At 62.3% G+C, this 26,120-nt stretch carries 23 protein-coding genes and 1 pseudogene; 16 read left to right on the forward strand and 8 right to left on the reverse strand.

The genetic code is table 11. The features are described from left to right. Positions 1 to 220 precede the first annotated feature (220 nt). The 5 genes from garL to kdgD all read left to right on the forward strand — a co-directional run bounded on the left by garL (position 221) and on the right by kdgD (position 5,494). Positions 221 to 1,006, forward strand: coding sequence for a 2-dehydro-3-deoxyglucarate aldolase (gene garL / locus BPHY_RS32500; RefSeq protein WP_012405714.1), 786 nt, complete (start codon positions 221 to 223; stop codon positions 1,004 to 1,006). Between the two features lie 42 nt (positions 1,007 to 1,048). Continuing rightward, positions 1,049 to 1,942 (forward strand): 2-hydroxy-3-oxopropionate reductase, encoded by an 894-nt coding sequence (locus tag BPHY_RS32505; RefSeq protein WP_012405715.1) that lies wholly within the window; start codon positions 1,049 to 1,051, stop codon positions 1,940 to 1,942. 31 nt (positions 1,943 to 1,973) lie between these two features. Next, a complete protein-coding gene (locus BPHY_RS32510) occupies positions 1,974 to 3,053 on the forward strand; it encodes a lactonase family protein (RefSeq protein ID WP_012405716.1) in 1,080 nt (359 codons plus the stop codon). Between the two features lie 91 nt (positions 3,054 to 3,144). Beyond that, positions 3,145 to 4,494 carry a glucarate dehydratase gene (gudD, locus tag BPHY_RS32515; RefSeq protein ID WP_012405717.1) on the forward strand — a complete coding sequence of 450 codons (1,350 nt, stop codon included), beginning with the start codon at positions 3,145 to 3,147 and terminating at the stop codon, positions 4,492 to 4,494. Positions 4,495 to 4,576: 82 nt separating this feature from the next. Beyond that, the gene (gene kdgD / locus BPHY_RS32520) at positions 4,577 to 5,494 is read left to right on the forward strand and encodes a 5-dehydro-4-deoxyglucarate dehydratase (protein WP_012405718.1); all 918 of its coding nucleotides are present in this window, start codon (positions 4,577 to 4,579) and stop codon (positions 5,492 to 5,494) included. A 383-nt stretch (positions 5,495 to 5,877) separates the two neighbouring features. On the opposite strand, the pseudogene BPHY_RS40280 reads toward kdgD, so the two are convergent. Both BPHY_RS40280 and BPHY_RS32525 read right to left on the reverse strand, forming a co-directional pair. After that, a pseudogene (locus BPHY_RS40280) lies at positions 5,878 to 6,043 on the reverse strand (PAAR domain-containing protein). Between the two features lie 72 nt (positions 6,044 to 6,115). Further along, positions 6,116 to 7,021: a LysR family transcriptional regulator gene (locus tag BPHY_RS32525; RefSeq protein ID WP_012405720.1), complete on the reverse strand. Its 906-nt coding sequence runs from the start codon at positions 7,019 to 7,021 to the stop codon at positions 6,116 to 6,118. Between the two features lie 105 nt (positions 7,022 to 7,126). Between BPHY_RS32525 and BPHY_RS32530 the strand changes: the two genes are divergently transcribed. Beyond that, a complete protein-coding gene (locus BPHY_RS32530) occupies positions 7,127 to 8,074 on the forward strand; it encodes an aldo/keto reductase family oxidoreductase (RefSeq protein WP_012405721.1) in 948 nt (315 codons plus the stop codon). Here the strand turns inward: BPHY_RS32530 and BPHY_RS32535 are convergent. Continuing rightward, positions 8,037 to 9,245 (reverse strand): MFS transporter, encoded by a 1,209-nt coding sequence (locus BPHY_RS32535; RefSeq protein ID WP_012405722.1) that lies wholly within the window; start codon positions 9,243 to 9,245, stop codon positions 8,037 to 8,039. The two genes, BPHY_RS32530 and BPHY_RS32535, sit on opposite strands and share 38 nt — an antisense overlap. Positions 9,246 to 9,574: 329 nt before the next feature. On the opposite strand from BPHY_RS32535, the gene BPHY_RS32540 reads away from it, so the two are divergent. The 6 genes from BPHY_RS32540 (at position 9,575) to BPHY_RS32565 (ending at position 16,279) form a co-directional block, all read left to right on the forward strand. Further along, positions 9,575 to 10,501, forward strand: coding sequence for a LysR family transcriptional regulator (locus tag BPHY_RS32540; RefSeq protein ID WP_012405723.1), 927 nt, complete (start codon positions 9,575 to 9,577; stop codon positions 10,499 to 10,501). Between the two features lie 117 nt (positions 10,502 to 10,618). Beyond that, a complete protein-coding gene (locus BPHY_RS32545) occupies positions 10,619 to 11,329 on the forward strand; it encodes an SDR family NAD(P)-dependent oxidoreductase (protein ID WP_012405724.1) in 711 nt (236 codons plus the stop codon). Positions 11,330 to 11,369: 40 nt separating this feature from the next. Further along, on the forward strand, positions 11,370 to 12,584 hold the full coding sequence (locus BPHY_RS32550; protein ID WP_012405725.1) for a YbfB/YjiJ family MFS transporter: 1,215 nt from the start codon (positions 11,370 to 11,372) through the stop codon (positions 12,582 to 12,584). Positions 12,585 to 12,618: 34 nt separating this feature from the next. Beyond that, positions 12,619 to 13,881: an MFS transporter gene (locus BPHY_RS32555; protein WP_012405726.1), complete on the forward strand. Its 1,263-nt coding sequence runs from the start codon at positions 12,619 to 12,621 to the stop codon at positions 13,879 to 13,881. 106 nt (positions 13,882 to 13,987) lie between these two features. Beyond that, the gene (locus BPHY_RS32560; RefSeq protein ID WP_012405727.1) at positions 13,988 to 14,302 is read left to right on the forward strand and encodes an antibiotic biosynthesis monooxygenase family protein; all 315 of its coding nucleotides are present in this window, start codon (positions 13,988 to 13,990) and stop codon (positions 14,300 to 14,302) included. A 15-nt stretch (positions 14,303 to 14,317) separates the two neighbouring features. Beyond that, positions 14,318 to 16,279 carry an alpha-galactosidase gene (locus BPHY_RS32565; RefSeq protein ID WP_012405728.1) on the forward strand — a complete coding sequence of 654 codons (1,962 nt, stop codon included), beginning with the start codon at positions 14,318 to 14,320 and terminating at the stop codon, positions 16,277 to 16,279. Positions 16,280 to 16,294: 15 nt separating this feature from the next. Here the strand turns inward: BPHY_RS32565 and BPHY_RS32570 are convergent, their stop codons facing one another. Next, entirely contained in the window at positions 16,295 to 18,187 is a 1,893-nt protein-coding gene (locus BPHY_RS32570; protein WP_041766190.1) for a beta-galactosidase, read from the reverse strand. Next, positions 18,184 to 19,182, reverse strand: coding sequence for a hypothetical protein (locus tag BPHY_RS32575; RefSeq protein ID WP_012405730.1), 999 nt, complete (start codon positions 19,180 to 19,182; stop codon positions 18,184 to 18,186). The genes BPHY_RS32570 and BPHY_RS32575 overlap by 4 nt, the downstream gene beginning before the upstream one ends. Positions 19,183 to 19,494: 312 nt before the next feature. On the opposite strand from BPHY_RS32575, the gene BPHY_RS32580 reads away from it, so the two are divergent. Further along, on the forward strand, positions 19,495 to 19,914 hold the full coding sequence (locus BPHY_RS32580) for a hypothetical protein (RefSeq protein WP_012405731.1): 420 nt from the start codon (positions 19,495 to 19,497) through the stop codon (positions 19,912 to 19,914). Between the two features lie 240 nt (positions 19,915 to 20,154). Here the strand turns inward: BPHY_RS32580 and BPHY_RS32585 are convergent, their stop codons facing one another. Then, positions 20,155 to 20,919 carry a ParA family protein gene (locus BPHY_RS32585; protein ID WP_012405732.1) on the reverse strand — a complete coding sequence of 255 codons (765 nt, stop codon included), beginning with the start codon at positions 20,917 to 20,919 and terminating at the stop codon, positions 20,155 to 20,157. Positions 20,920 to 21,149: 230 nt separating this feature from the next. Between BPHY_RS32585 and BPHY_RS32590 the strand changes: the two genes are divergently transcribed. Together BPHY_RS32590 and BPHY_RS32595 are read left to right on the forward strand one after the other, a co-directional pair. Further along, positions 21,150 to 21,365 (forward strand): hypothetical protein, encoded by a 216-nt coding sequence (locus tag BPHY_RS32590; protein ID WP_041766195.1) that lies wholly within the window; start codon positions 21,150 to 21,152, stop codon positions 21,363 to 21,365. Positions 21,366 to 21,496: 131 nt separating this feature from the next. Further along, on the forward strand, positions 21,497 to 22,303 hold the full coding sequence (locus BPHY_RS32595; protein WP_012405734.1) for an alpha/beta hydrolase: 807 nt from the start codon (positions 21,497 to 21,499) through the stop codon (positions 22,301 to 22,303). A 19-nt stretch (positions 22,304 to 22,322) separates the two neighbouring features. On the opposite strand, the gene BPHY_RS32600 is transcribed toward BPHY_RS32595, so the two are convergent. Both BPHY_RS32600 and BPHY_RS32605 read right to left on the reverse strand, forming a co-directional pair. Continuing rightward, positions 22,323 to 23,480: a pyridoxal phosphate-dependent aminotransferase gene (locus BPHY_RS32600; RefSeq protein ID WP_041766201.1), complete on the reverse strand. Its 1,158-nt coding sequence runs from the start codon at positions 23,478 to 23,480 to the stop codon at positions 22,323 to 22,325. Between the two features lie 71 nt (positions 23,481 to 23,551). Beyond that, positions 23,552 to 23,857, reverse strand: coding sequence for a hypothetical protein (locus tag BPHY_RS32605; RefSeq protein WP_012405736.1), 306 nt, complete (start codon positions 23,855 to 23,857; stop codon positions 23,552 to 23,554). 499 nt (positions 23,858 to 24,356) lie between these two features. Here BPHY_RS32605 and BPHY_RS32610 point away from each other — a divergent pair, with 499 nt between their 5' ends. Then, positions 24,357 to 26,075 (forward strand): purple acid phosphatase family protein, encoded by a 1,719-nt coding sequence (locus BPHY_RS32610; RefSeq protein WP_012405737.1) that lies wholly within the window; start codon positions 24,357 to 24,359, stop codon positions 26,073 to 26,075. Positions 26,076 to 26,120 lie beyond the last annotated feature (45 nt).

The raw sequence follows: 26,120 nt of genomic DNA on the forward strand, positions 1-26,120 counted from the left end.
TCCCTATGGCTAGTTAACATCGGTCATCGTACAACAAAAGACGACCGAGCAGCAAGAGAACCAGATAGGCGGGAGTCCCCAAAGCGTATCCGTTTAGGGTTTACCAGCCTTTCTCCCGCACCACGGCGAACCTATCTTGTGTTCAGACATCCTATGACATATGATCTGTCGCAGGACGCATTTTGCCGGCTGGCTGTGGCCCGCCCATCAGGAGACAGAAATGGCTTTGTCGTCACCGTATCAACCGTTGCCGAATGGCTTTCGCGCTGCCGTCCGAAACCGTGAACGGCTGATTGGCTGCTGGGCGTCGCTCGCCAGTCCGATCACGACTGAACTGCTCGGCACTGTCGGGTTCGACTGGATCCTGCTCGACGCCGAGCACGCGCCCAATGACGAACTGACGTTGATTCCGCAGCTGATGGCACTGAAAGACAGCCGCTCTGCGCCGATCGTCCGGCCGCCGGCCAACGACAGCGTCGTCATCAAGCGTATGCTGGACGCGGGGTTCTTCAATCTGTTGATCCCGTTCGTCGACAGCGCCGAGGACGCGCGCCGCGCCGTCGCCGCGACGCGCTACCCGCCGCAAGGCATCCGCGGCGTATCGGTGGGTCATCGCGGCAATCGCTTTGGATCGGTGACAGACTATCTGCAGGTGGTCAACGACAACATCTGCGTCGTCGTGCAGATCGAAAGCCGCGCGGCCGTGAGCGCGATCGACGAGATTCTGGCCGTCGAAGGCATCGATGGTGTCTTCGTCGGACCTTCGGACCTCGCGGCCGCCTACGGCCACCTCGGCAACGCCGGCCATGCGGACGTTCAGCAGGCCATCGCGCATGTGTTCGAACGGGCGCAGGCAGCGGGCAAGCCGTGCGGCATCCTCGCACACGTGCAGCAGGACGCCGACCGCTATCTCGGCATGGGCGCTACGCTTGTGTCCGTCTGCGCCGACATGGGTCTGCTGCGCAGTGGAGCACTGGGCGTGCGTCAGCACTTCATGCCCGTCTGACGCGACGGACGGCATCTCACATCACATTATCGGGAGTAGCGAATGCAAACAGCAGGCTTCATCGGACTCGGCATCATGGGCAAGCCCATGGCCGCCAATCTTCGCAAGAACGGCGTCGAACTTACGGCCTTCACGCGCAGCGGCGTGCCGGACGAACTGACGCAAGCCGGCGTGACCCCGAGCACGAGTCCCGCCGACGTCGCGGCAAAAGCGGATGTGATTTTCATCATGGTGCCGGACACGCCCGACGTCGAGCGCGTGCTGTTCGGCGAGAACGGCGTCGCGAGCAAGCTGCGTCAAGGACAGATCGTCGTCGACATGAGTTCGATCTCGCCCATCGCCACGCGTGACTTCGCGGCCCGCGTGCGTGAGAAAGGCGCGGACTACCTCGACGCACCCGTTTCGGGCGGCGAAGTCGGCGCGAAAGCCGCTTCGCTGACGATCATGGTCGGCGGCGCACAAGCGACGTTCGACAAGGTGAAGCCGATGTTCGACATGATGGGCAAGAACGTGTCGCTGATCGGTGAAGTCGGCGCGGGCCAGATCTGCAAGGTCGCGAATCAGGTGATCGTCGCTGCGACGATCGAAGCAGTGGGTGAAGCGCTGCTGCTCGCATCGAAAGCCGGCGTCGACGCGGAGAAAGTGCGCAAGGCGCTGATGGGCGGCTTCGCTTCGTCGCGCATCCTCGAAGTGCACGGCGAACGCATGACGAAGCGCACGTTCGATCCCGGCTTTCGCATCGAACTGCATCAGAAGGACCTGAACCTCGCGCTGTCGACGGCGCAGTCGCTCGGCGTGTCGCTGCCGAATACGGCCACCTGCCAGGCGCTCTTCAACGCGTGCGCGGCGCATGGCGGCCACGCATGGGATCACTCCGGCATGGTTCGCGCGCTCGAATATCTTGCCGATCACGAGATCGGACAGCAGCAAAAATGATGCTGAAGCGCATATCGAAGATCCAGGCATCATGAGCAAGACGGGCGCCGCATCGTTCTTCGCGATCGTCTCGAACGCGGGGGATGGCGATATCGCCGTCTTTCGCGTCGACGGCGCGACAGGCGACATCGAACACCTGGCGCGCTACCCCGCTGGCGACACCGTCATGCCGATGGCGCTTTCATCGGATGGCCGCGTGCTGCATGCCGCCACACGCGGCGCGACGCGCAGCATCGTCACGTACGCCGCCGATCCGGACACGGGCCGCCTCGCTCACCTGCACACCGCGTCCATCGAATCGAGCCTCGCGTATATAACGCTGACGCCATCCGATGAGTGGCTGCTCGGCGCATCGTACGGCGAGAATTCCGTGAGCCTCTATCGCGCGAACTCGCTGGCGAGCGGCGCGGTCGAGCCGCGCCAGGTAATCGACGGCCTCGTGCATGCGCACGCGGTGATCGCATCGTCGGATGGACACTTCGCGTACGTCACGTCGCTCGGTTCCGATACCGTGTTGTGTTTTGCGATCGTCCGCGACGCGAGCAATGCAAGACTCGAACTCGCGCAAAAGGTGCACGTGGACGCGGGCTTCGGTCCGCGGCACTTGCGCATGTCGCCCGATGAAAAAACCCTATACGTATCGAGCGAATTTCGTGCGACGGTCGCCGTTTTATCGCGCGATAGCGAAACGGGCATGCTGACCCCGCGCAGCGTTGCGCCTCGCGCACCTGCGCTCGCGCATCTGAACGATGGCTGCGTGCGCACCGCGCACCTCGATCCGGCGACAGCCGCGTCGCTCGTGTGGGGTGCGGATTTGCAGGTGACACCTGACGGGCGCTTCGTCTACATCGCCGAACGCACGTCGAGCCGTTTGATCGCTTATCGCGTGACCAGCGAGGGTTCGCTCCAATACGCAGGCTACACCGACACGGAAGCGCAACCGCGCGGTTTCAGGATCGACCCGTCAGGCGGTTTTCTGGTCGCGTGCGGCGAAAAATCAGCGCACGTGAGCGTGTATGCGATCGACGCCGACTCAGGCGCGCTCTCGGCCGTTTCGCGCTGCGCCGGCGGCCTCGGTGCGAACTGGGTCGAAATCGTGCCGCAAACATAGCCGTCCACATCGCGCTGCACGCTGAACTGTTTTGTCGATTTTCACCTGCCCACATAGGGCATTTTTGGGAACTCACCCAGGACCGATTCTCATGTCTACGATTGCATCTTCGCCCCAAGGCGCACCGACCGTCACCGAATTGCGCGTCGTTCCTGTCGCTGGCCGCGACAGCATGCTGATGAACCTCAGCGGCGCGCACGGCCCGTTCTTCACGCGCAACATCGTGATTCTGCGTGACAGTTCGGGCCACACCGGTGTCGGCGAAGTGCCGGGCGGCGAGAACATCCGCAAGACCATCGACGATGCGCGTCCATTCGTCGTCGGCCAGTCCATCGGCAATCTGCAGGCCGTACTCAACCAGGTGCGCAAGCAATTCGCCGATCGCGACGCAGGCGGCCGCGGCTTGCAGACTTTCGACCTGCGCACGACGATCCACGCCGTGACAGCGCTCGAAGCCGCGTTGCTCGATCTGCTCGGCCAGCATCTGGGCGTGCCCGTTGCAGCGCTGCTCGGCGAAGGTCAGCAACGCGACGAAGTCGAGATGCTCGGCTATCTGTTCTACATCGGCGATCGCAAAAAAACCGACCTGCCGTATGCCAGCGGCGCGGAAGGCCGCGACGACTGGGAGCGCGTTCGCACCGAAGAAGCGATGACGCCCGAAACCGTGGTGCGTCTGGCCGAGGCCGCGCAAGCGCGCTACGGCTTCAACGACTTCAAGCTGAAGGGCGGCGTGCTGGCAGGCGACGCAGAAATCGAAGCTGTGACGGCGCTCGCCGAACGCTTCCCGCAAGCGCGCGTGACGCTCGATCCGAACGGCGCATGGTCGCTCGCCGAAGCGATTCGCCTGTGCCGCGACCAGCATCACGTGCTGGCCTATGCGGAAGATCCGTGCGGCGCGGAGAACGGTTACTCGGGCCGCGAAGTGATGGCCGAGTTCCGCCGCGCGACGGGCCTGCCGACGGCGACCAACATGATCGCCACTGACTGGCGCCAGATGGGCCACGCCATCCAGCTGCAATCCGTCGACATTCCGCTCGCCGATCCGCATTTCTGGACCATGCAAGGCTCGGTGCGCGTCGCGCAGATGTGCAACGACTGGGGGCTCACGTGGGGCTCGCATTCGAACAACCACTTCGACGTTTCGCTCGCGATGTTCACACACGTCGCAGCCGCTGCGCCCGGCAAGATCACGGCAATCGACACGCACTGGATCTGGCAGGACGGTCAGTACCTGACACGCGATCCGCTGCAGATCGTCGGCGGCAAGGTGAAGGTGCCGGCGAAGCCGGGTCTCGGCGTCGAACTGGACATGGACGCGCTCGAGAAAGCGCACGCGCTGTATCAGCAGCACGGCCTTGGCGCGCGCGACGACGGCGTCGCGATGCAGTACCTGATCCCGAACTGGAAGTTCGACAACAAGCGCCCTTGCCTCGTGCGCTAAACCATCGAGCGCTCACTACGACACCGAACAAGGCGGCCTTCGTGGCCGCTCACCATTGACCGACACAACAGCAAACCAAATCATGACCACGCCACAAGAACTGAAATCGATCGTATCCGAAGGCCTTTTGTCGTTCCCCGTCACCGACTTCGACAACAACGGCAACTTCCGCGCCGACACGTATGCGGCACGTCTCGAATGGCTTGCGCCGTATGGCGCGACGGCGCTGTTCGCGGCGGGCGGCACGGGCGAATTTTTCTCGCTGACGAAGTCCGACTATACGAACGTGATCCGCACCGCTACGGAAACCTGCAAGGGCAAGGTGCCGATTCTCGCCGGCGCGGGCGGCCCGACGCGCGTCGCTATCGAATATGCGCAGGAAGCCGAGCGCAACGGCGCGCACGGCATTCTGCTGATGCCGCACTATCTGACGGAAGCATCGCAGGAGGGTATCGCCGCGCACGCCGAGGAAGTATGCAAGGCCGTTCCGGACATGGGCGTGATCATTTACAACCGCGCCAATTCGAAGCTCAATGCCGATTCGCTCGAGCGTCTTGCCGACAAGTGTCCGAACCTGATCGGCTTCAAGGATGGCGTGGGCGACATCGAGAGCATGGTGACGATTCGCCGTCGCATGGGCGATCGGTTCTCGTATCTCGGCGGCCTGCCGACGGCTGAAGTGTATGCCGCTGCGTATAAGGCACTAGGGGTGCCGGTGTATTCGTCGGCTGTATTCAACTTCATTCCTAAAACGGCGATGGAGTTCTATCGCGCCATTGCTGCTGATGATCGGGCTACTACCGAGCGGTTGATCGATGAGTTCTTTTTGCCGTATCTGGCAATACGGAATCGCCGTGCGGGCTATGCCGTGAGTATTGTCAAGGCTGGCGCCAGGCTCGTCGGGCATGATGCGGGGCCTGTGCGGGCCCCGTTGACCGATCTTACCGAGGATGAACTCGCCGAGCTGGATGTGCTGATCAAGAAGCTTGGCGCACAGTAATCTTTTTGCACCTGGCGGCGCCGCGGTTTTTTGCTGCGCCGCGCTGGTGTTGCCCCTGCGCGGGGCATTTTACTGTTGCATGGAGTGGCTCACAGTGTCATAGCCATAAGAATCAAGCCCTTACGTTGCGTAGAATTGCATAGAGTGTCATACGGAAAGTGTCCTCCATGTGTCCTACGCTGCCCTGTGCGACGGTCGATCAACGACCCAGGGAGAGGGCTAAAAATAGCACGAGTCAACATCAGAGCGCCGCTCCCCCGTTGACACGTTTGCCATGCAGATTCAATGAACGCTGTGAGCTCACACCAATGCTGGTCCTTCAGTTCTGCCATGCAATACTCCGACGAGTTGCCAGATCGCTCACGCGACCCGGACAGTTCACCTCATCTGGCGAAACTCGATATCAAGTGACAACCGCAAATGGTCCTATGTCCGTGGCGCGCGATAGGGATACCCGCATCGCACATCGTTTCATCGCCCTCGACGATCAGGTTCGGATTCAGGTCAGGATGCTGCGGGCACGTCACCGCGTCGCCCGTCATAACGCATGGTGTCGAAGGCGGTGATGACCTCGCCGCCGTGGTCGGCAGATTCGCACGGCGGCCTGAGCGCCGAAGCGAATCAGGCATCCGCCGCGCCATTCGCCTTCACGAAGTCGACAAACGCACGTAGCGGCGCAGGCAGATGACGCCGCCCCGGATAGTAAAGAAACGGCCCCGAAAAGCATTGCCACCACGGTTCGAGGATTGGCTCCAGCGCGCCGCTGTCGAGATGCGGCTTCAGCATGCCCTCGAACAGATGAATCACGCCGACACCGGCAAGCGCCGCGCTGACGGCAAGCTCGATGGCAGCACCCGGCCTCACCACGAGCGGCCCCGACGGATCGATCCGGACGATTTCACCGTCGCGCTCGAAGTCCCACGTCGGCATCGCGCCGCCCGCGAACTGGCCGCGCAGGCACGCATGTTCGAGCAGTTCGCGCGGATGCTCAGGCCGGCCATGCGTATCGAGGTATTCGCGCGCCGCGGCCGTCGCGAAGCGCTGCACGCGCGGCCCGACCGGCATCGCGATCATGTCCTGCTCGAGCCGCTCGTCGTAGCGGATGCCCGCGTCGCAACCGATCGACAGCACATCGACAAAGCCGTCTTCGACTACGACTTCGACGCGGATGTCGGGGTACGTTTTGAGGAACGGCTCGATGATGGACGGCAACACGATTCGCGCCGCGCTGGACGGCACGTTGAGCTTGAGCGTGCCGCTCGGCGTCTCGCGGAACACGTTGAGCACGTCGAGCGCCGCTTCCATTTCACTGAAGAGCGGCGAGAGTTTTTCGATCAGCCGCTGGCCCGCTTCCGTGGGGGCGACGCTGCGCGTCGTGCGATTCAGCAGCCGCAGGCCAAGCTTCGTTTCAAGGCGGCGAACCGCGATGCTCAGGCTCGATGCAGATACGCCGCTCATGCGCGCCGCGTCGCGAAAGCCACCGGCACGCGCTACCGACATGAAGGCGGCGAGATCGTTGAGTTCCATTGGCGGCCATTGTTGAGATTTTTCAACAGCCCGTACACTTTAGATGCCTTTATTCAACAGCGCAATGGGATCACACTCCTGATCATCATCTACAAGGAGCGCGCCATGCCGAACCTCAACTCCACCGACACCTTCACGCTGGCCGGCCGTCCTGTTCGCCGCATGGGCTATGGCGCCATGCAGCTGGCCGGCCCCGGCGTCTTCGGCCCGCCCAAAGATCGCGACGCCTGCATTGCGGTGCTGCGCGAGGCGGTCGCGTCCGGCGTCAATCACATCGACACCAGCGACTTCTACGGCCCCCACATTACGAATCAGCTGATTCGCGAAGCACTGCATCCATACCGCGACGACCTGACGATCGTCACGAAGCTGGGCGCGATTCGCAGCGACGACGGCGCGTGGCTGCCCGCGCTCGAACCGGACGACCTGCGGCGCGGGGTGCACGACAACCTGCGCAACCTCGGCGTAGATGCGCTCGATGTCGTAAACATCCGCATCATGGGCAATATCCATAGCCCTGCGGAGGGCTCGATCGCGAAGCAGGTCGCGGCACTCGCCGAGATGCAGCGCGAAGGACTCGTGAAGCACATCGGCCTGAGCAACGTGACGGCGACGCAGATCGAAGAGGCGCAACGCATCGTCGAGATCGTATGCGTGCAGAACCACTACAACCTCGTGCATCGCGAAGACGATGCGCTCGTCGGGCAACTCGCGGCGCAAGGCATTGCGTATGTGCCGTTCTTTCCGCTGGGCGGGTTCACGCCGATTCAATCGTCGGCGCTATCCGATGTCGCGCGTGCGTTGAACGCAACGCCGATGCAGGTTGCGCTCGCATGGCTGCTGCATCGGTCGCCGAACGTGTTGCTGATCCCCGGCACGTCTTCGGTGGCCCATTTGCGCGAGAACATGCAGGCCGCCCAACTGCGTCTTAGCGATGCCGTACTCACAGAACTCGATGCGATCGGGCACGCGGGCAGCGAACGACGAAGCCATACCGTCACCCCGTCCCGATCTTTCAGCGCAGAAAACCTTTCGACTCGCGCGCAGCACTGACGACAAGCAGCAAGATTGTCGTCGCGCAGAAGGCTGCGCCCGCATAAAACGTCGCCGGTGCGCCTATCCTGTCCCATAGTGCGCCGGCGATCACGCTGGATGCCAGCGTCACGAGGCCGCTCAACAGATTGAATATGCCGAACGCGGTGCCGCGTAAATGCGCGGGCGCGCTATGCGACACCATCGTCGCGAGCAATCCTTGCGTCATGCCCATATGCAGGCCCCACAACGTGACGCCTGCGAGCAGAACGCTCCAGTGAGCAGCATGGGCGAGCACGACGTCGGACGCGCCCAACACCACCAGCCCGGCGATCAGCAGCCTGACATGACTCGTCGAATCGGCGAGTTTGCCCAGCGGATACGCCGATAGCGAGTACACCACGTTCATCGCGACCATCACGAGCGGCACCAGCGCGACGGGCACGCCGCTGCCCATCGCGCGCAGCACGAGAAACGCCTCGCTGAAACGCGCGAGCGCGAACACAGCACCGATCGCGACGACCCACCAGAACGACGCGCCGAGTTGACGGATGTTCTCGCGGCGGATCGGATTGACGCGCTTCGCGCCAGGCTCCCGCGCGGGTTCGTCGATGCCGACGGTGAGCAACGCGACGGCCAGCACGCCGGGAATCACGGCCAGCCAGAACGCAAGGCGGAAGTTGTCCGCCCAGAGCAGCATGATCGCGACCGCGAGCAACGGCCCGAGAAAAGCACCGACGGTATCGAGCGACTGCCGCAAGCCGAACGCTGCGCCGCGCAGATGCGGCGGCGTGACATCGGCAACGAGTGCATCGCGCGGCGCACCGCGAATGCCTTTGCCGATCCGGTCGATGACACGGGCTGTCACGACGACGCCGATCGTCGGTGCGAGCGCGAACAGGGGCTTGCTCAATGCACCGAGCCCATAGCCCGCAACGGCAAGCCATTTACGGTTGCCGAGGTAATCACTGAGCGTGCCGGAAAAGACTTTGACGACGGGCGACGTCGCTTCTGCAATGCCCTCGATCAGACCGATTGTCGCGGCGCTCGCGCCGAGGCTCGCCATCATGAACATCGGCAGCAAGCTGTGAATGATCTCCGACGAGATGTCCATCAACAGGCTCACGCAGCCCAATACCCAGACGCTGGCGGGTATCTGTCGAAGCGTGCTGACGCGGGTGGGGTCATGCATAGCGATGTATCCGTGTGCTTATCACAGCGTTCGAGGCGCCCAGTGAGACCGCGCAACAAGGTTGTTGAACAGCGCGTGCATCGACGTTGTTGCAACGACAGGCGCGCCTCGATGAACTCCGGCATCTGCGCGTTTCACGCCGGAACGGGAGCCCGCCATGTTCGCACACTTCTTCCTAGTGCTACTTCCAGGACGCCGTCGATCTGCGCCGCTGGCTCGTCGCGTCGCACCGCTGACGCCCGCGTGCCGCCCTTGCTCTCACGGGGTGCACGCGCCGCTGTACACTTCCGGGCAACGTCGCGCCGCCGACGATTTCTGAGCGATGCATCATGGACCGGATTGACGCAATGAAGGTGTTCGTCGCGACGCTGGACGAAGGCAGCCTGGCGGGCGCGAGCCGCCGGCTCGGCCGTTCGCCTGCCGCGGTGAGCCGCGCCATTGCGTTTCTCGAAGCGCACGTCGGCTCGCCGCTTCTACATCGCACCACGCGTACCATCAAACTGAGCGAAGCGGGCGAACGTTATGCGGCCGCGTGCCGGCGCATCCTCACCGATCTCGAGGAGGCCGACCTGCTGGTAGCGGGTGAACGCTCCGCGCCGCGCGGCCTGCTGAACGTCACAGCCCCCGTCGCTGCCGGACAGGACTTGCTGCGCTCGCTCCTCGACGATTTCATCGACGCGTACCCAGCCGTGTCGGTACGCTTGCACATGCTCGACCGGCCCGTGAGTCTCATCGACGAAGGGATCGACGTTGCGCTGCGCATCGCGCATCTGCCCGATTCCACGCTCGTGGCAATTCCCGTCGGCGAAGTGCGGCGCGTCGTGACAGCCGCGCCGCGCTACCTGGCGAAGCATCCACGCATCCATGAGCCCGGGGACCTCGCGGAACATCAGATCATTTCGATGACGCACTTCGGCCTCGACTCATGGAGCTTTCCACCGGCGGAAGGCTCGACCGTGCCGCAAGTCGTCACCTTCTCGCCGCGCCTGATCGTCAACAGCATCGACGCGGCTGTCGCTTCCGCCGTCGAAGGGCGCGGCGTCACGCGCGTGTTTTCGTATCACGTCGCGCAACAGGTGAAGGACGGGCACTTGCGGATCGTGCTGCGCGACAGCGAGCACGCGCCCTTGCCCGTGCATCTTCTGACGCCGCACGGCCGGCTTTCGGTGCCGAAAGTGCGCGCGTTCGTCGATTTCGCCACGCCGCGCCTGCGCCGGCAATTCAAACAGCTCCAGCGCGCGACAGACCGCGATTAAACCGCGCCGCGGAAGAATGTCTGCCGCGTCACGTGGATTCTCTCTGTCGCCGACTCAATCTAGACTTGCTCCAACCAGATCGGGCCTGAATGGCCCAGTTAGTTCAAGGAGCAATTCATGGGTGCCGAACAGAAGGTCGTGATCGTTACGGGTGCGTCGCAAGGCATTGGCGCCGGCCTGGTGAAAGCGTATCGCGATCGCAATTTCCGCGTCGTCGCGACGTCCCGCTCGATTCATCCGAGCGACGATCCGGATATCGCCACGGTGCAGGGCAATATCGCCGATGCCGACACTGCGCGGCGCGTGATCTCCGTCGCACTCGAACGTTTCGGTCGCATCGACACGCTCGTCAACAATGCGGGCATTTTTATCGCCAGGCCTTTCGACGCCTACACGCCCGAAGACTACGAGGCCGTCATGTCGACCAACGTGAATGGCTTCTTTCACGTCACACAGCGCGCGCTGACAGAAATGAGCCGCAAGCGCAGCGGTCATGTCGTCAACATCACGGCAAGTCTCGTCGACCGCCCCCGCGCCGGTTTGCCCGCCGCCATGGCCGCGTTGACCAAAGGCGGTCTGAACGCAGTGACGAAATCGCTCGCGATCGAATACGCACCGCTCGGCATTCGCGTCAACGCGGTGGCGCCCGGTGTCATCAAGACGCCGCTGCATCCGCAAGAACGGCATGAAGCGCTAGCCCGCTTTCATCCGCTTGGACATCTCGGCGAAGTCGCGGATATCGCCGAAGCCGTGCTTTATCTGGAATCGGCAGGCTTTGTGACGGGCGAGATCCTGCATGTGGACGGCGGCAGCAACGTCGGCTCCTGATAACGCAGCACGCAGAAGCGAACAAAGTACGGAGTGAACGATGCAGCACACAGCCATTGAAGTATCGGCGGCACCTGTCTTCAACATCGCACGCGGCACGTTAGCGGGTGCGAGCGCGAGCCTTGTCGGCATCGGGCTCGCGCGCTTCGCTTACACGCCGCTGCTTCCCGCCATCATCGACGCGCACTGGTTCGCGGCATCGACGGCAGCCTATCTCGGCGCGGCGAACCTGGGCGGCTATCTGGCAGGCGCGCTGCTCGGGGGCTACCTCGCGAAGCGCGCCAATGCAGCGACGGTACTGCGCGCAATGATGTTGCTGGCGACGATCGCATTTATCGCTTGCGCATTCCCGTTGTCGTTCGTGTGGTTCTTCGTGTGGCGTTTCGCATCGGGCCTGTCGGGCGGCACGTTGATGGTGCTGGCCGCACCGACCGTGCTCGCCCATGTGCCGCCATCGCGCCGCGGTCTGGTGAGCGGCGCGATCTTCGCGGGCATCGGTCTTGGCATCGCTGCATCGGGCACGATCGTGCCGCTGCTGCTGCGTGAAGGCGTGGCCCAGGCGTGGTTCGGACTCGGCACGATCGCGCTGCTGTTGACGCTCGCCGCATGGAACGGCTGGCCGAAGCACGATGCGCCCGCGCCCTCCGCGCACAAGCACCACTCACAGCATGCGAAACCAGGCGGCTTTACGCTGCGCGCGCTCTATGCGGAGTACGCGCTGAACGCGGTCGGCCTCGTGCCGCACATGCTGTTTCTCGTCGACTTCGTATCTCGCGGGCTCGGCAAGGGACTGAATACCGGCGCGCAATACTGGGTGCTCTTCGGGCTTGCTGCGATTGCGGGCCCGCTGCTCAGCGGACATCTCGCCGACCGCGCTGGCTTTGCATCTGCGCTGCGCGCGGCATTCGTGATCCAGATCGTCGCTGTCGCGTTGCCTCTGATCGACACGAGTCCTGTACCGCTGATCGCCTCCAGCGTGCTGATGGGCGCAGCCGTGCCGGGTATCGTGCCGCTCGCGCTTGGCCGCGTCAATGAACTGCTCGCGCATCACCCGGCCGCGCAGAAAGGTGCGTGGAGCACGGCCACCACGACATTCGCCGTGTTGCAGGCGGTCGCCGCGTATGGCATGTCGTTTCTTTTCACGCAAAACGGCGGCAATTACGCCATGTTGTTCGTGATCGGCGCAGCGGCGCTCGCACTCGCACTGGCCGTCGACCTGTTCGCTGCGCTGCGCGCCCACCCGCAAAAGGTTTGAGATACCTGCAACGCTTCATCGAAGGATAGATAGCATGAACCAGCCCATGACCTCCGTCTCGCTGCGCAACGCGCCGGATGTCCCGACCGTCAGTTACACGGAACGCAATCAGCAATACTGGATGCGCAATCTGTTCGTCTGCGTGTTCGGCTCTTTCACGACGCTCGTCAGCCTGAGCATGCTGCTGCCGTTCCTGCCGCTCTATGTGAAGCAGCTTGGCGTGACATCGCAGGCGGATGTGATCCAGTGGTCGGGTGTCGCGTTCGGTGCAACGTTCCTCGGCACGGCCCTCACGGCGCCGTTGTGGGGCCGTCTCGCCGACCGTTACGGACGCAAGCCGATGCTGATCCGCGCAGCCGTCGGCATGGCCGTGGTGATGTCGCTGATCGGTATCGCGCATAACGTCTACGAACTCGTCGGACTGCGGCTGGTTGCCGGTCTGGTCGGCGGCTACGCGTCGGCGTCGACTGTCATGGTCGGCACACAGGCGCCGCGCGAACGCGCCGGATGGGCGCTGGGCCTGCTGTCGACGGGCTCGCTCGCGGGTGCCCTCGTCGGCCCGCTGATCGGCGGCCTGCTGCCGGGCTGGATCGGCATACGCGGTACGTTCTTCGCGGGCGGCGCGGTGATCGCCGTCGCCGCACTGCTGACGATTTTCGTCGTCAGGGAAAATTTCCAGCCCGCCATCGACACGAAGCGCAAAGCCGCGCGCACCACTGCCGAAGCGAATGCGCCGCGCACCCGCTATGCCGTGATCGGCGCGCTGCTCGCGACGGCAATGATGGTGTTGCTCGCCAATATGTCGATCGAGCCGATCATCACCGTCTATGTGGGCAGCCTTGGCGTCGCGCCGGATCATCTGGCTCGCGTTGCGGGTGTCGTGATGGCGTGCTCGGCGTTCGGCAGCATGTTCACGGCAGCGCGCCTCGGCGCGCTTGCGGACCGGGTCGGCGGCTGGAACGTGATCGTCGGTTGTCTCGTCGTGACGGGCCTCGTGATGATTCCGCAAGCGTTCGTCGAACAATGGTGGCAGCTGGCCGCGTTGCGCGCACTGATGGGCATGTCGCTCGCCGGTCTCTTGCCCGCGATCGCGAAATTGGCGCGTCATGCCGTCGATGAAAGCCGTACGGGACAGATGCTCGGCTATCTGCAATCGGCCCAGTTCAGCGGCCAGGTGCTCGGCCCGGTGATCGGCGGAGAGATCGCCGTGCATCTCGGCATGCACGCGGTGTTTTTTGCGACGGGGTCGCTGCTGATCGTGTGCGCGGGATTCGCACGGTGGGCACGTGAGCGGTGATGCGAGTGATGGTTGGCTGCTCGCGTTCTTGTCGCCGCACGATTGTGCGTATACTCACCTGAAGAGCAATTTCGCGGCACATCGCAATCATTCAGGAGCGAGAGTCATGTTCATCGCAATGAACCGGTTCAAGGTGGCGTTGGGTTCGGAAGGCGCGTTCGAGGAAGTGTGGACGACGCGTGACACACACCTGAAAGACGTCCCCGGCTTCGTCGAGTTTCATCTGCTGAAGGGTCCACAGCGCGAAGATCACGTGCTGTATTCGAGTCATACGGTATGGGCGGATCGCGCTGCGTTCGAAGCATGGACGCAATCCGACGCGTTCCGCGCCGCGCATCGCAATGCAGGCCATGAATCGCGTGCGCTCTATCTGGGCCATCCGGAATTCGAAGGATTCGAGGTGCTCCAGACGGTGAAGTGACTGGCCACGCGCAGCATGCAAGCCCATCACGCCTCTTTGGAACCTTCTGACGCGCCCCGCTTGCGTGTGCGAGGCGAACGCTATGCGTTCGGCAATGACGCGATCGAACTGGACTGGACCATCGCAGACGATAGTCTGTGCGACGTTTGCCTCTTCGATCGTACGCATGGACGTGCTCTACAGATCGACGCGCCATTCGTTCTCACGTTAGCGGATGGCCGCACGGTTGGGGCGGCCGGGTTGCGGCTCGTCGCGCCCCTGCGCGAAGAAGCGTTGTGCGCGGATGCCGATGCGCTGCGACAAGCCGAACGTCATGCAGGGCGGCGCGTGATCGCGACGTTCGGCGATAGCGAGCAGCGCCTGCGCGTCGAATGGAGTATCGAGCAGCGCGACGGCGCACGTTATCTTCGCCAGCATCTGTCCATCACTGCGCTGTTGCAGGACGAGCATATTGCGTCCGTTGCATTATGGCGGACGTACGCGCCGTCTGCCCGAAAAGCCGGCAACCTCACGGCAGTGCCAGTCGTCGACGGGAATGTGTATCTCGGCTTCGAGCTTCCGATGGCGGAAAGCGAAATCCGCGACGGCACCGTCTGCTTCAGCGTCACGCGCACACTGCCGCTCAAAAAGGGCAAGACGCTTGCTTATTCCGTTGTCGCAGGCGTGTTTCGCGAAGGCCAGCTGCGCCGCGATTTCGCAACCTGCCTGGAGCGCGAACGTGCGCGACCTTATTGTCCCTTCCTGCATTACAACTCCTGGTACGACATCGGCTTTCTCACGACCTATACGCAGAATCAGGCCATCGAACGCATTCACGCGACGGGCCGCGAACTGCACGACAAGCGCGGAGTGCAAATCGATTCATTCGTGTTCGACGACGGCTGGGACGATTACAGCGGCACCTGGACGTTCAGCGATGCATTTCCCAACGGCTTCGCGCCGTTGAGAGAGGCCGCGGCGCGCTATGGCGCAGCACCCGGTGTATGGTTGTCCCCTTGGGGCGGCTACGGCCCGCCTAAAACCGAGCGCGTGACGCGCGGCCGCGCGACAGGATACGAAACGGCCGGCGACGGCTTCGCGCTGTCGGGTCCGGCGTACTATCGCCGCTTCCACGAAGTCGCGATGGATCTTCTGACGAAACACGGCGTCAACCATTTCAAGCTCGATGGCACGGGCAACGCGAATACGGTCGTCGCCGGCAGTCGTTTCAATAGCGATTGGGATGCCGCGATAAGACTCATCGACGACATGCGCTGCGTGAATCGCGATGTGTTCGTCAACCTGTCGACGGGCACGCAGGCATCGCCATTCTGGCTGCGCTATGTCGATTCGATCTGGCGGGACGGCGCAGATTGCGGTTTCGCCGGCAAGGGCAGCGAGCGCCAGCGCTGGATCACGTATCGCGACGCGCAAACGTACCGCAACGTCGTGTGCCGAAGCCCGCTATTTCCGCTCAATTCGCTGATGCTTCACGGCATCATCTATGCGCAGGCCAACGCACAACTCAACAGCGATCCCTCGCATGCGTTCGCGCACGAAGTGCTTTCCTATTTCGGCAGCGGGACGCAGTTGCAGGAACTGTATGTCACGCCGTCGTTGCTGAGTGATCGCGACTGGGACGTGCTCGCGAAAGCGGCCCGCTGGGCGCGCGCGCATGCCGACGTACTACGCGACTGCCACTGGGTCGGCGGCGCGCCGGATGAACTCGATGTCTATGGCTGGGCTGCGTGGACGCCGTCGAAAGCGATCGTGACGCTGCGCAATCCGGATGATCGTGCGAAAGACTTCGCGCTCGATCTGCAAGCGCATCTCGAACTGCCGGATGGTGTTGGAGGTCGGTTCACCGCACGATTTCCGTTCACAGAGCGCGATGCAAACGTCGCAACACAATGGGACGCACGGCGCCCGCAAGCCATACGCCTGGACCCGTTTCAGGTGCTGACGCTCGAACTCTCTCCCGTCGAGTGCGACGTTTGAATCTGCTGCACCCCACTATGAAAGTGACGACGTGAGGCTCACAGGCTTCGCGTCGGTCTGATGCAAATCGAAGATCAATAGGGTGTTGTCACCTGGCTTCAACCACGGCGCCGGGCAATAGAGCCGCTTCTGCGGACCGACATGCCAGTAACGCCCGAGATTGCGGCCATTGACCCATACGATGCCTTTGATCCATTCGCTCATGTCCAGATAGACATCGCCGGTGGCACGGATCGATAGCGTCGCCACGAAGAAGATGCCCGGCCTGCTGGCGTCGGAACAGATCGGACGCAGGTTCTCGATAAACGAAGTCTCCATCGGCAACGGCACGACTTCCCAGCCCTGTGGAATTTCGCTTGCGCCCGACGCATCGTGAATGACGACGGGGTCGACTATGCCCTTGCGATCGATCATCGAATGCCCGTAATTCACGCGGCCCATGCCTTCGACGAGAATCTCCAGCAATACGCTGGCGCGCGGGGCAGACGACGCATCGGGCAACGCAACCGGCTGTCGATGCACGACGTTCCGTGGCGAAGCCAACTGCTCTCGTATGCGCGTGCGCGACACTGCGCCCGCATACTGATCGCCGACGAAAACGGTCGCGTAATCGTGAACATCGCCGATGTCCAGCATGCCGCCCGCGTAGCGCTCCAGTTTCGTCCGATACAGCACGAAGCCGAATGCCTGGCCGTACATCTCGAAGGGCTGCGGCTGCATCGTGTCTGCGGGCGCAAGCGCAGCGGGAAGATTGTCCCAGAGCGACGCAAATCGTCGCGGCATCAACCGCCGAATGCCGTTTGAGTCCATCGAGGGAATCGTTGCGATGGGCATGGGCACATCGGGCAATGGTGCAGAAAGATACCGCGCGATGATGCCGCGGTATGTCAGGTAGCGTGCGGTCGCTGCACCCTGCTCATTGATGGGCGCAGCATAGTCGTAACTCGTGATGTCGGGCTGATACTCGCCCGAGTCCGCATCCACGTTCGCGCCAGCGTAAAAGCCAAAGCTCGTGCCGCCATGAATCACATACAGATTGAATGACTGTTTGTTGCGCATCAACTCATCGAGCGTGGCGGAAAGATCGACGGATGTGCCCTGGAATGCGTCGTCGCCCCAATGCGTGAGCCATCCCGGATAGACCTCGCCCGCCATTGCGGGCACGGAAGGAAAGATCTTGCGCACCGCGTCGATCTGCGCGGCGTTGGCGTTGCTCAGAGCAATCGCACCGTCCGCCACATATGACAGATTCTGTTGGAGTTGCACGACGCCGTCTTCCGTATAGAACGGACCGGGAATGCCGCCGCGCATCCACAACTGCCTCAGTTCCTCCAGATAGGCGCGATTGCGGTCGAACGAACCGAATTCGTTTTCGATCTGGATCATCAGAATCGGGCCGCCGTCCTGTGCCATCAACGGCCGCACGCGAGGCACGAGTTCGTCGATGTAACGCTCGACAGCGCGCATGTAACGCGCGTCGCTCGCGTAATCCGTGCGTAGCCGGATATCCGCGTATTTCAGCAGATACGATGGAATGCCGCCCAGATCCCATTCGGCGCATACGTAGGGCCCCGGCCTGAACAGCACCCACATGTTCTCCGCCTGACAAAGGCGTATGAAGGCTTCAATGTCGCGATTGTCCGTCTGAAAGTCGAATGTCCCCTCGCGCGTCTCGTGGTAATTCCACATCACGTATAGCGCGATGGTGTTCATCCCCATCGCTTTTGCCATCTGAATGCGGTGCCGCCAGTACTCGACGGGAATCCGCGCGGGATGCAGTTCTCCGCTGCGGATCTGAAACGGCTTTCCGTCAAGCAGGAAGCCGTCGCCGTTCGGCGCGAAGCTGAAGACATGCGGACTGTCCAGTCCGTCGGCACCCGTAGTTTGCTTCGATGCGTGACGCGTCATGTACATGCCTTCCTTGCACGCATGAAACGCAATGCGAAGCGCACCAGCGCCGGCATGGTCTGCGGTCTCAACAGGCGCACGTCGTACCCCGAGAAGCGCCGGTCATTCTCCGCGAGACACAACAACATCAGCTCGCGCACATCGATGTCCACATCGGATACCGCCTGTGCACCGCTCACGGTGAAATTGTTATCCTGCTTCTGCTCGTTGCCGTCGGCATCCAACGAGCGCGCGAGTCCGATGCGTTCCCAGCCCAGAAACAGCCATACGGCAGCGACCTTGAGTTCGAACGCGATCCGCTTCCGCCACGACAGCTGCACGCGATGCCAGGCAAGCCAGTTCGCAAACAGAAGAATATGACGGCACTCCTCCTGCATCACCGGCTCGAACGTGTCGATCAGTTCAGGCGGAAACAGCTTGGAGCGGCGCGCCACTTCGAACAATCCGAAAGCAAAGAAACTGTCGATGCACTCGCTAAAGCCCGTCACCAGGTAGGCCCATTCGACATCTTTCGGGAACGCATAGGGCGCTTCGCTCGCCAGGGCGATGCCATAGGCGGCGACCAATCGCGATAGAACGTCCTTGTGGCGGCTCTCTTCCCAGGCATTCAGCGCAAGCGCATTGCGCATATCGGGGTTCGCAATGGTCGCTGCATAGGCAGCCATCCGCAACCTCGCCTTGCCTTCCGTCTGCACGGCGATGTCCCAGATGGGCAGCGATACGATGCGTTCGCGCGCCTGCGGGTCGAGTTCCGGCCAGTCGAGCACGGCCGGTCGGTATGGATTGAACGTCTCGCGAAACATCCGGCAAGTTTCGCGCAAATGGATCTCGGAGCCCGGCGTAAATGTGCCCTCAGCATCGCTCATCCATTGCCGCGTGTTGACCTCCGCGGCCTCGATCGCTGTGCGATCCTGGCTGAGTTGCGCCAGCACTGGCGCGGCAAAGTCCGGAATCAGCTGTTCGACGTGAAATGATTCAAGCGTCTGCTCATTCATCGGGAAGCTCACCCAAAGGCACGACGTCAGCAGCTTACCGCACGATTCGCTCTATCCGCAGCACAGCGGACGCGTGTGTCATGCAGCCATCGCAATACTGGCAAGGGTGAAGTGCGTTTCCTGTTGCCGTTGTCCAACGCTAATAATTCAACCTCTATTATCGCCAATTCTTTTATGCACAGTGCGTAGTATATTGCGTCACTCCGCCACGTTATTACATTGCCTTTCGTATTGGGAAAAAATTTTTGACCGCCATTATGCTATAACCGGAATGTGAGCCAAATTAGCGATCACTCCCATCTCAAATGCGATATGGCATATTACTATGTCGAACCAGAAGTAGCCGGCGGCCTTGGAAAGAACACGGTACTGGATTTAAGCGTCCATCCACCCGCCATTACCCGATTGCATTACCGCATTATCAATTGGCTGGGCGATGCATTGCTCGAAAGCTTTCCCGCCCTCATCGTTACGCGAGAAGCAGCCGGCGCACTGAATGAACTCAACGCGAGCGGCTACGAATGCCGCGAAATGGAATTGACTGTCAGCGAGTCGTTTAGAGAAGTCTATCCGGAGCGCACATTGCCGGAGTTTCTCTGGTTGTCCGTGACAGGGGTAGCGGGGCGCAACGATTTCGGGCTTGCCGCCGATTCGCGACTCGTGGTCTCCGAACGCGTGCTCCATGTGCTGAAGACATTCGGCCTGAATCACGCCATCGTCGAAGACTACTGACACGTTTGCCGGCCTGTCAAAAGACCACGAAAGTCCGCTATAAAACCAAAAGCCCGTCGTACTGACGGGCCTCCGGTTGTCTTTTTTGGAAAACAACGAAGTCAGGTTTTCTTTAGAAACGATACCCGTGTTGTGTGCGTCGGGATGCGACTCAATGCGCACGACCGTTCGAATCGATACGATAAGTCTGATGAATGCGCTCTGGAATTTGGCGAGCATTGGCTGCGCCGCGCGACTCCGTCAGCCCGCCAGTTCGCGATGCAGCGCCAGATATTCCTGCGTCAGCTTGTGTTTCGGATCGAGATGAATCACAGGCTTCGCATGCTGATGCGACTCGCGGATCTTCACGGACGACGACAACCGCGAACCAAGCACGGGCAGGCCTTCACTCACGAGTTCGTCGACCAGTTGCTGCGGCAAGCTCGCGCGCGGCTGGAACTGGTTGATCACGATCCCTTCCACATGCAGCGCATCGTTGTGGTCCTGCTGAATCTCCTTCACGTTGTCAAGCAACGTGTAGAGCGCACGGCGCGAGAAGTCGTCGCAGTCGAAGGGAATCAGACAGCGTTCGACGGCAATCAGTGCGGAGCGCGTGTAGAAATTCAGCGCAGGGGGCGTGTCGATGTAGATCGCGTCGTACATGTCCAGTTCATTGAGCGCATCGCGCAGCTTGTAAATCTTGTAGCGCGATTCGAGCTTGCCGTGCAGCGCATCCAGATCCGCATGCGCGGGCATGATGTCGAGATTCCCGAACGGCGTCGGATGAATGAACGACGTCACGTCGACCGGCTTGAAGCTGAACGTCAGCGCGGTTTCGAAGAAACCCGCGACGTTGGGGTGAACCTCGCTTGCGCGCGAGCCGAGCAGATACTGGCTCGAATTGCCTTGCGCATCCAGATCGATGACGAGCGTACGCAAGCCTTCACTGGCGCTGATGGCCGCGAGATTGCACACGATAGTCGATTTGCCGACACCACCTTTCTGATTGAATACGACCCGCCGCATGTGTTCCCTCTTACCTGTCGATCTGCCTGAAGAACCAGCAGCATACATCAGCCATATTGCTGGCCGAAGCACGGCAGTGTGCGCGAGCGTGACCTGCCTCTTACGAGGGCGATCTGATCGGCTAGAATCGTTTTCACGTGCATACGGCCGCACGGCGCCCGCGCAAGCCGCGCGGGCATTCACGACGCTGCGTGTGCGCCGTTGGTGCACGACTTCATATGGAGGTCACGATGAAAGCAGACGAAAAGCCTGACGTACGCGCCTTCGTGCAAACAGCCGAGCAGGCGGGCGACTACGTGTGGGTGATCACGCTCGTCGATTTCGGCGCACGCGAAGTGAAACGCACGATCGTTTCCGACGAAACGTACAAGAATCGTGCGGCCGCCAAAGACGCGGGCGAAGCACGCCTGAAAGCGCTCGCAGAAGACCGTCACGCGCACGCCTAGCCTCGTTGCCAGTTCCGCCCGCCACGGCGGGCAAAGACACGTCCCGACGACCTGCTCAAAGCCCACAGCGGCTTCGACGGTTCGTCGAATCGCGGATTCATCAGATTCACGACACGTGGCGGGCATCGGGCATGTCGCTGATTACGTTATGCATTCGCATCGCGCTCGCGGCCTATGTGGTCACACTGGTCGCGCTCTACTTCATGCAGGACGGAATGCTGTTGCCCGCGTCGATCGAACTCGCCGGTCCACCGACAGGACATCATGCCGGCTACGACGTCGAGCCGTGGCACGTCAATGGCGACTATGCAGGGTATCTCGTAACACCCTCCGGCGCGCAACCGCGCGGCACGTTCATGGTCTTTCACGGCAACGCGGAAACGGCGGAAAACAAGTTGCCGCTCGCCGAGATTTTCGTGCGCGACGGCTACCGCGTCGTCGTGGTCGAATATCCGGGGCAAGGAAGCCGTCAAGGCAAGCGCACGATGCTGGCGGCCCTCGCCGCATCGCGTGAGTCACTCGGCGCGGCGCGTGCGCAATGGCCCGGACGTCTCTATCTGGTAGGCGAATCGCTGGGAGCGGGGATGGCAGCGCAAGCCATCAAAGGCAATGAAGCCAGCGTGGCAGGCGTTGCGCTCATCACGCCGTGGGACTCGCTCGCGAGCGTCGCCTCGACGCATTACCCGATTTTCCCCGTGCGCTGGATGCTGCACGATCCGTTCGATTCCGTTGCCGCGCTCGGACGCTATGACGGACCGCTCGTCGTGATCGGCGCGCAGCAGGACACGCTGATCCCCATCACCCATGCGAAACGTCTCGCGGACTCGCACTCCGGCGCGCATCTGATGCTATTGCCCGACGCGAATCACGAAGACTGGTTCGGCGCAATGAACGATGCGCACTGGCACCGGGTGCTTCACTGGATGCAGGCGGACTGAGCGGCTTGCACCGCTCGTATCAGACGCCCCACGCGGCGCGTATGCGTTCACGGATATCGGCAAGACGCGCAACGGGTTCGTTGGCAAATACGAAGCGCAGATACCGTTGCGCTTGCGGCCCCCAGCCGTTCATTGGCGTCGCGGCGACTTCGCCCTTGTCCAGCAACAGACGCGAGGCATCGGGCGGCGCCAAGCCGAAATGCGACGTGTCGATCAGCAGCGACCAACCGCCATCGGGCCGCACCCGCGGCAGATCGCGCAACGCATGCAACAGAAAATCGCGCCGCGCCTGCCACTCGGCAACGCACTGTGCGACGCCATCGTCCGTGCACGTGAGGGCAGCCGTCGCGCCCGGCATACCGATGCCAACCTGGCAGACCACGTTCGACAGACTCACCAGCCTCACGTCGCTCATGATGCGCGCGGGACCGACGATCCAGCCGACACGCCAGCCGATCATCCGGTATTCCTTCGACACTGAACCGACCGTGAACGTGCGTGCGCGCATGTCGGGCAGCGCCGCAGGATGAATCGCGCGGCGTCCGTCGAACAGGATGCGCTCCATGGCCGCGTCGTAAACGAGCCATGCATCTGCGCGGCGGCAATGATCCGCGATCGCGTTCCATTCAGCTGCGTTCGCGACGAAGCCACTCGGCATCGACGGCGACATGATGAGGAAGGCGCGCGTGCGCGGGCTCACTGCGCTTGCGAGAGAATCGACGTCGAGCCGCCAGCCGTCTGCGGACGGGATAAGGCGAGCGAACCTCGGCACGCCGCCCGCCAGCAGCACGCGATTGATAAGGCCCGCGTACGTGGGATCGGTGAGCACGACTTCATCGCCGGGTTCGAGAATCGACAGCAACACATTGAAGATGCCCGCGAGGCCCCCGGCGGAGACGATGCACTCACTGCTCGCGTCGTAGTCCAAGCCCGTCGACTGCTTCATTCGCGCGACGACGGCCTGACGCAACGCGGTTTGTCCCGTGAACGGCAAATAGCTGTTGGCGTTGTCGTCGTCGACGGCTTGGTGCGTGCTTCGTAGCGCTTCGACGGGCGGCCTCAGGTCGGTGTCGAGATTCTCGAGCCGCAGGACATTACGGTTCTGCGCGGCGTCGGCGGCATCGCCCATTCTGTCGACGCCGATGCCGGGAATGTTGCGCAAACGGGAGACTGTCACGTTGCCCTCCTCGCGGATATGCGAGGCGATCATACTATCGCGCGACGGTCACCGTCCCGCGCGCCCCGGCGCTAATCGCCCCGCCTCATCATCAGTTCATTGCGAATGAGCGCGTGCAGATCGTCGGCGCTCGGCTGCGTGCCCCAACGACTCGCCCCTGCGACCGATGCAATTGCGAACCACGAATGCGGCGGGAACCATTCCTGCACCACCACGCCGTCCTGTCTCAGGCACAGTTGCCCCGTCAACTCGCTGTATTCCGCGGACATCGACCTGCCGTTCGCCTGCACCGTCACGCATGTGCCCTTCGACGACGGCTGCGCCTCGACGTGCACGACGACGTCTTCATCGAGTGGTTGTTCATAGGCTTGCGTCATGATGAGCAGCACGCCACGCGTGCGGTTCGACCGAAACGGCCATCCATCTTCAATGCGTTTGTTGCTTTCATCAGGCTCTCCCGGCGTCGTTTCCTGGGTACCACTCTATGCAAATAGCAAAGTGAAGATGTGTGCGTGTGTAAGCAAACGTGAATTCAATCGTGTGATTCACCGTGTGGCGGCGCGAAGGTGTAACGCAAGTATTGATTTGCCCTTATACGTGTGCATCGATACAACACCCCGCTTGCATGCGGGTGTGTATGCGCGGTGAAAACATGCGCGCTTCAATCGTCTATCACATCATCGACATGGCGCTTTCCAACTCGATCGCGAGCTATTCATACATGCAAATCGCGGCGGGCGCTGTCACAGCGAGGTAACAGGTTTTGGAATATCGTGTTGCCCGAATGACGCTTCCTTCCCGTTCTTTCCAGCACCGGCGAGCCTGCGCCGTTGCGTTTGCGTGCGTCGCCTGCCTTCCACCACGAGAACAAACGACATGTCGAACAAGAACACCCCCGATAACACGCCCGTCGAATCCGGCGACTCGCACTCCACCACGAACGCGCAGTCACCCAGCTTTTCGCGCCGCGGCTTTCTGAAGCTCGCGGGCGCTTCGGGATTCGCCACGGCGGCGGGCACCTTCGCGGGAGCCGCCAAAGCCGGCTCGTCGACGCCCGACGGCACGCCCGAACAGGTGCATCTGACGTGGGGCGAAGATCCCACGAACGAAGTGGTGGTGTCGTGGGGCTCGGCGGCGGCCGCCGCGAATCCGCGCGTGCGTTTCGGCGCGAGCGGCGAGCGCAAGGAAACCGTGCATGCGGTACAGCGCACGTATACGGACGGGCTGAACGGCGAAGTGGTGTTCACGTATCACGCACGTCTTCATGGGCTGAAGGCCGCGACGACGTATCAGTACGAAGTCACAGCCGACAACGACAGCAATATGGGCGCGCCGTTCTCCGCATCCTTCAAGACAGCACCGCGCGGGCGTACCGCGTTCCGCTTCACGAGCTATGGCGACCTCGCGACGCCCAACACCCACTGGGTGCTGTCGTCGCCGCAAAGCAAATTTGCGGTGCAGGCCGTCGAGCGTTTCCAGCCGCTCTTTCACCTGTTGAATGGCGACCTTTGCTACGCGAATCTGAACCCGACGCAACAACCGGCCGTGTGGCGCGATTTCGGCAACAACGCGCAGACGTCCGCGGCGAATCGTCCGTGGATGCCGTGCCCCGGCAATCACGAAATCGAATTCAACAACGGCGCGCAAGGCTTCGATTCGTATCTGACACGCTATACGCTGCCGCACAACGGCACGCGTTTCCCGGGGCGCTGGTACAGCTTCCGCGTGAGCTCGGTGCTGTTCATTTCGCTCGACGCGGACGATGTCGTGTATCAGGATGCCGCTGCATTCGTCGCAGGCCCGGCGCCGCTCGTGCCTGCGGCGAGCACGGGCCATCCCCCCATCCAGCCGGGCACGTCGTTCTACGTGCGCGGCTACAGCGACGGCGAGCAGACGCGCTGGCTCGACAAGACACTGCGCGATGCCCAGGACGATGACGATATCGACTGGATCGTCGTGCAGATGCATCAGGACGCGTTGACGTCGTCGAAGACGGGCAACGGCTCCGACAAGGGCATCCGCGAAGCGTGGCTGCCGCTGTTCGATCGTTATGGCGTGGATCTCGTGCTGTGCGGCCACGACCACGACTATGAACGCAGCTACCCTGTGCGCGGCTGCAACCATCATGCAGGCATCGACGCAACGACGGGCGAAAAAGTCGACACGCTGCAACCCAGGCCCGCCGCTCACCCGCACGCGAGCAACGGCAACACGTTCGATACGAGCCACGGCACGATCCATCTGATTCTCGGCGGCGGCGGCACGAGCGCGCCGCTCGACGTGTATGGCGTCGATACGGGCAATGGCAACCCGCAGGCAAAGGTGTTCACGAAGCCGAATCGCCCGGTTCCGGGTGCGACAGCGGGCACGTTCACGCGCGCCGGCGCCGACGCGCTAGAGGACGCGATCTGGTCCGCGCAGCGCGATACGGGTACGGGCTACGGTATCGCCGTGTTCGACTACGATCCGGGTTCGCGCGGCGGCAAGACCTCGATCACGATGAACTACTATCACGCGCCGGGCGCCGATACGACACCGACGGGCACATATGATCTGTTCGAGACCATCACGCTGTCGAAGCATCGACGCGGTTGATCGTCACGCGTCGCGCCGCGCTGGGCATGCGCGGCATGACGCTGC

This window comes from Paraburkholderia phymatum STM815, assembly GCF_000020045.1.
GTDB classification, from domain to species: Bacteria; Pseudomonadota; Gammaproteobacteria; order Burkholderiales; family Burkholderiaceae; genus Paraburkholderia; species Paraburkholderia phymatum.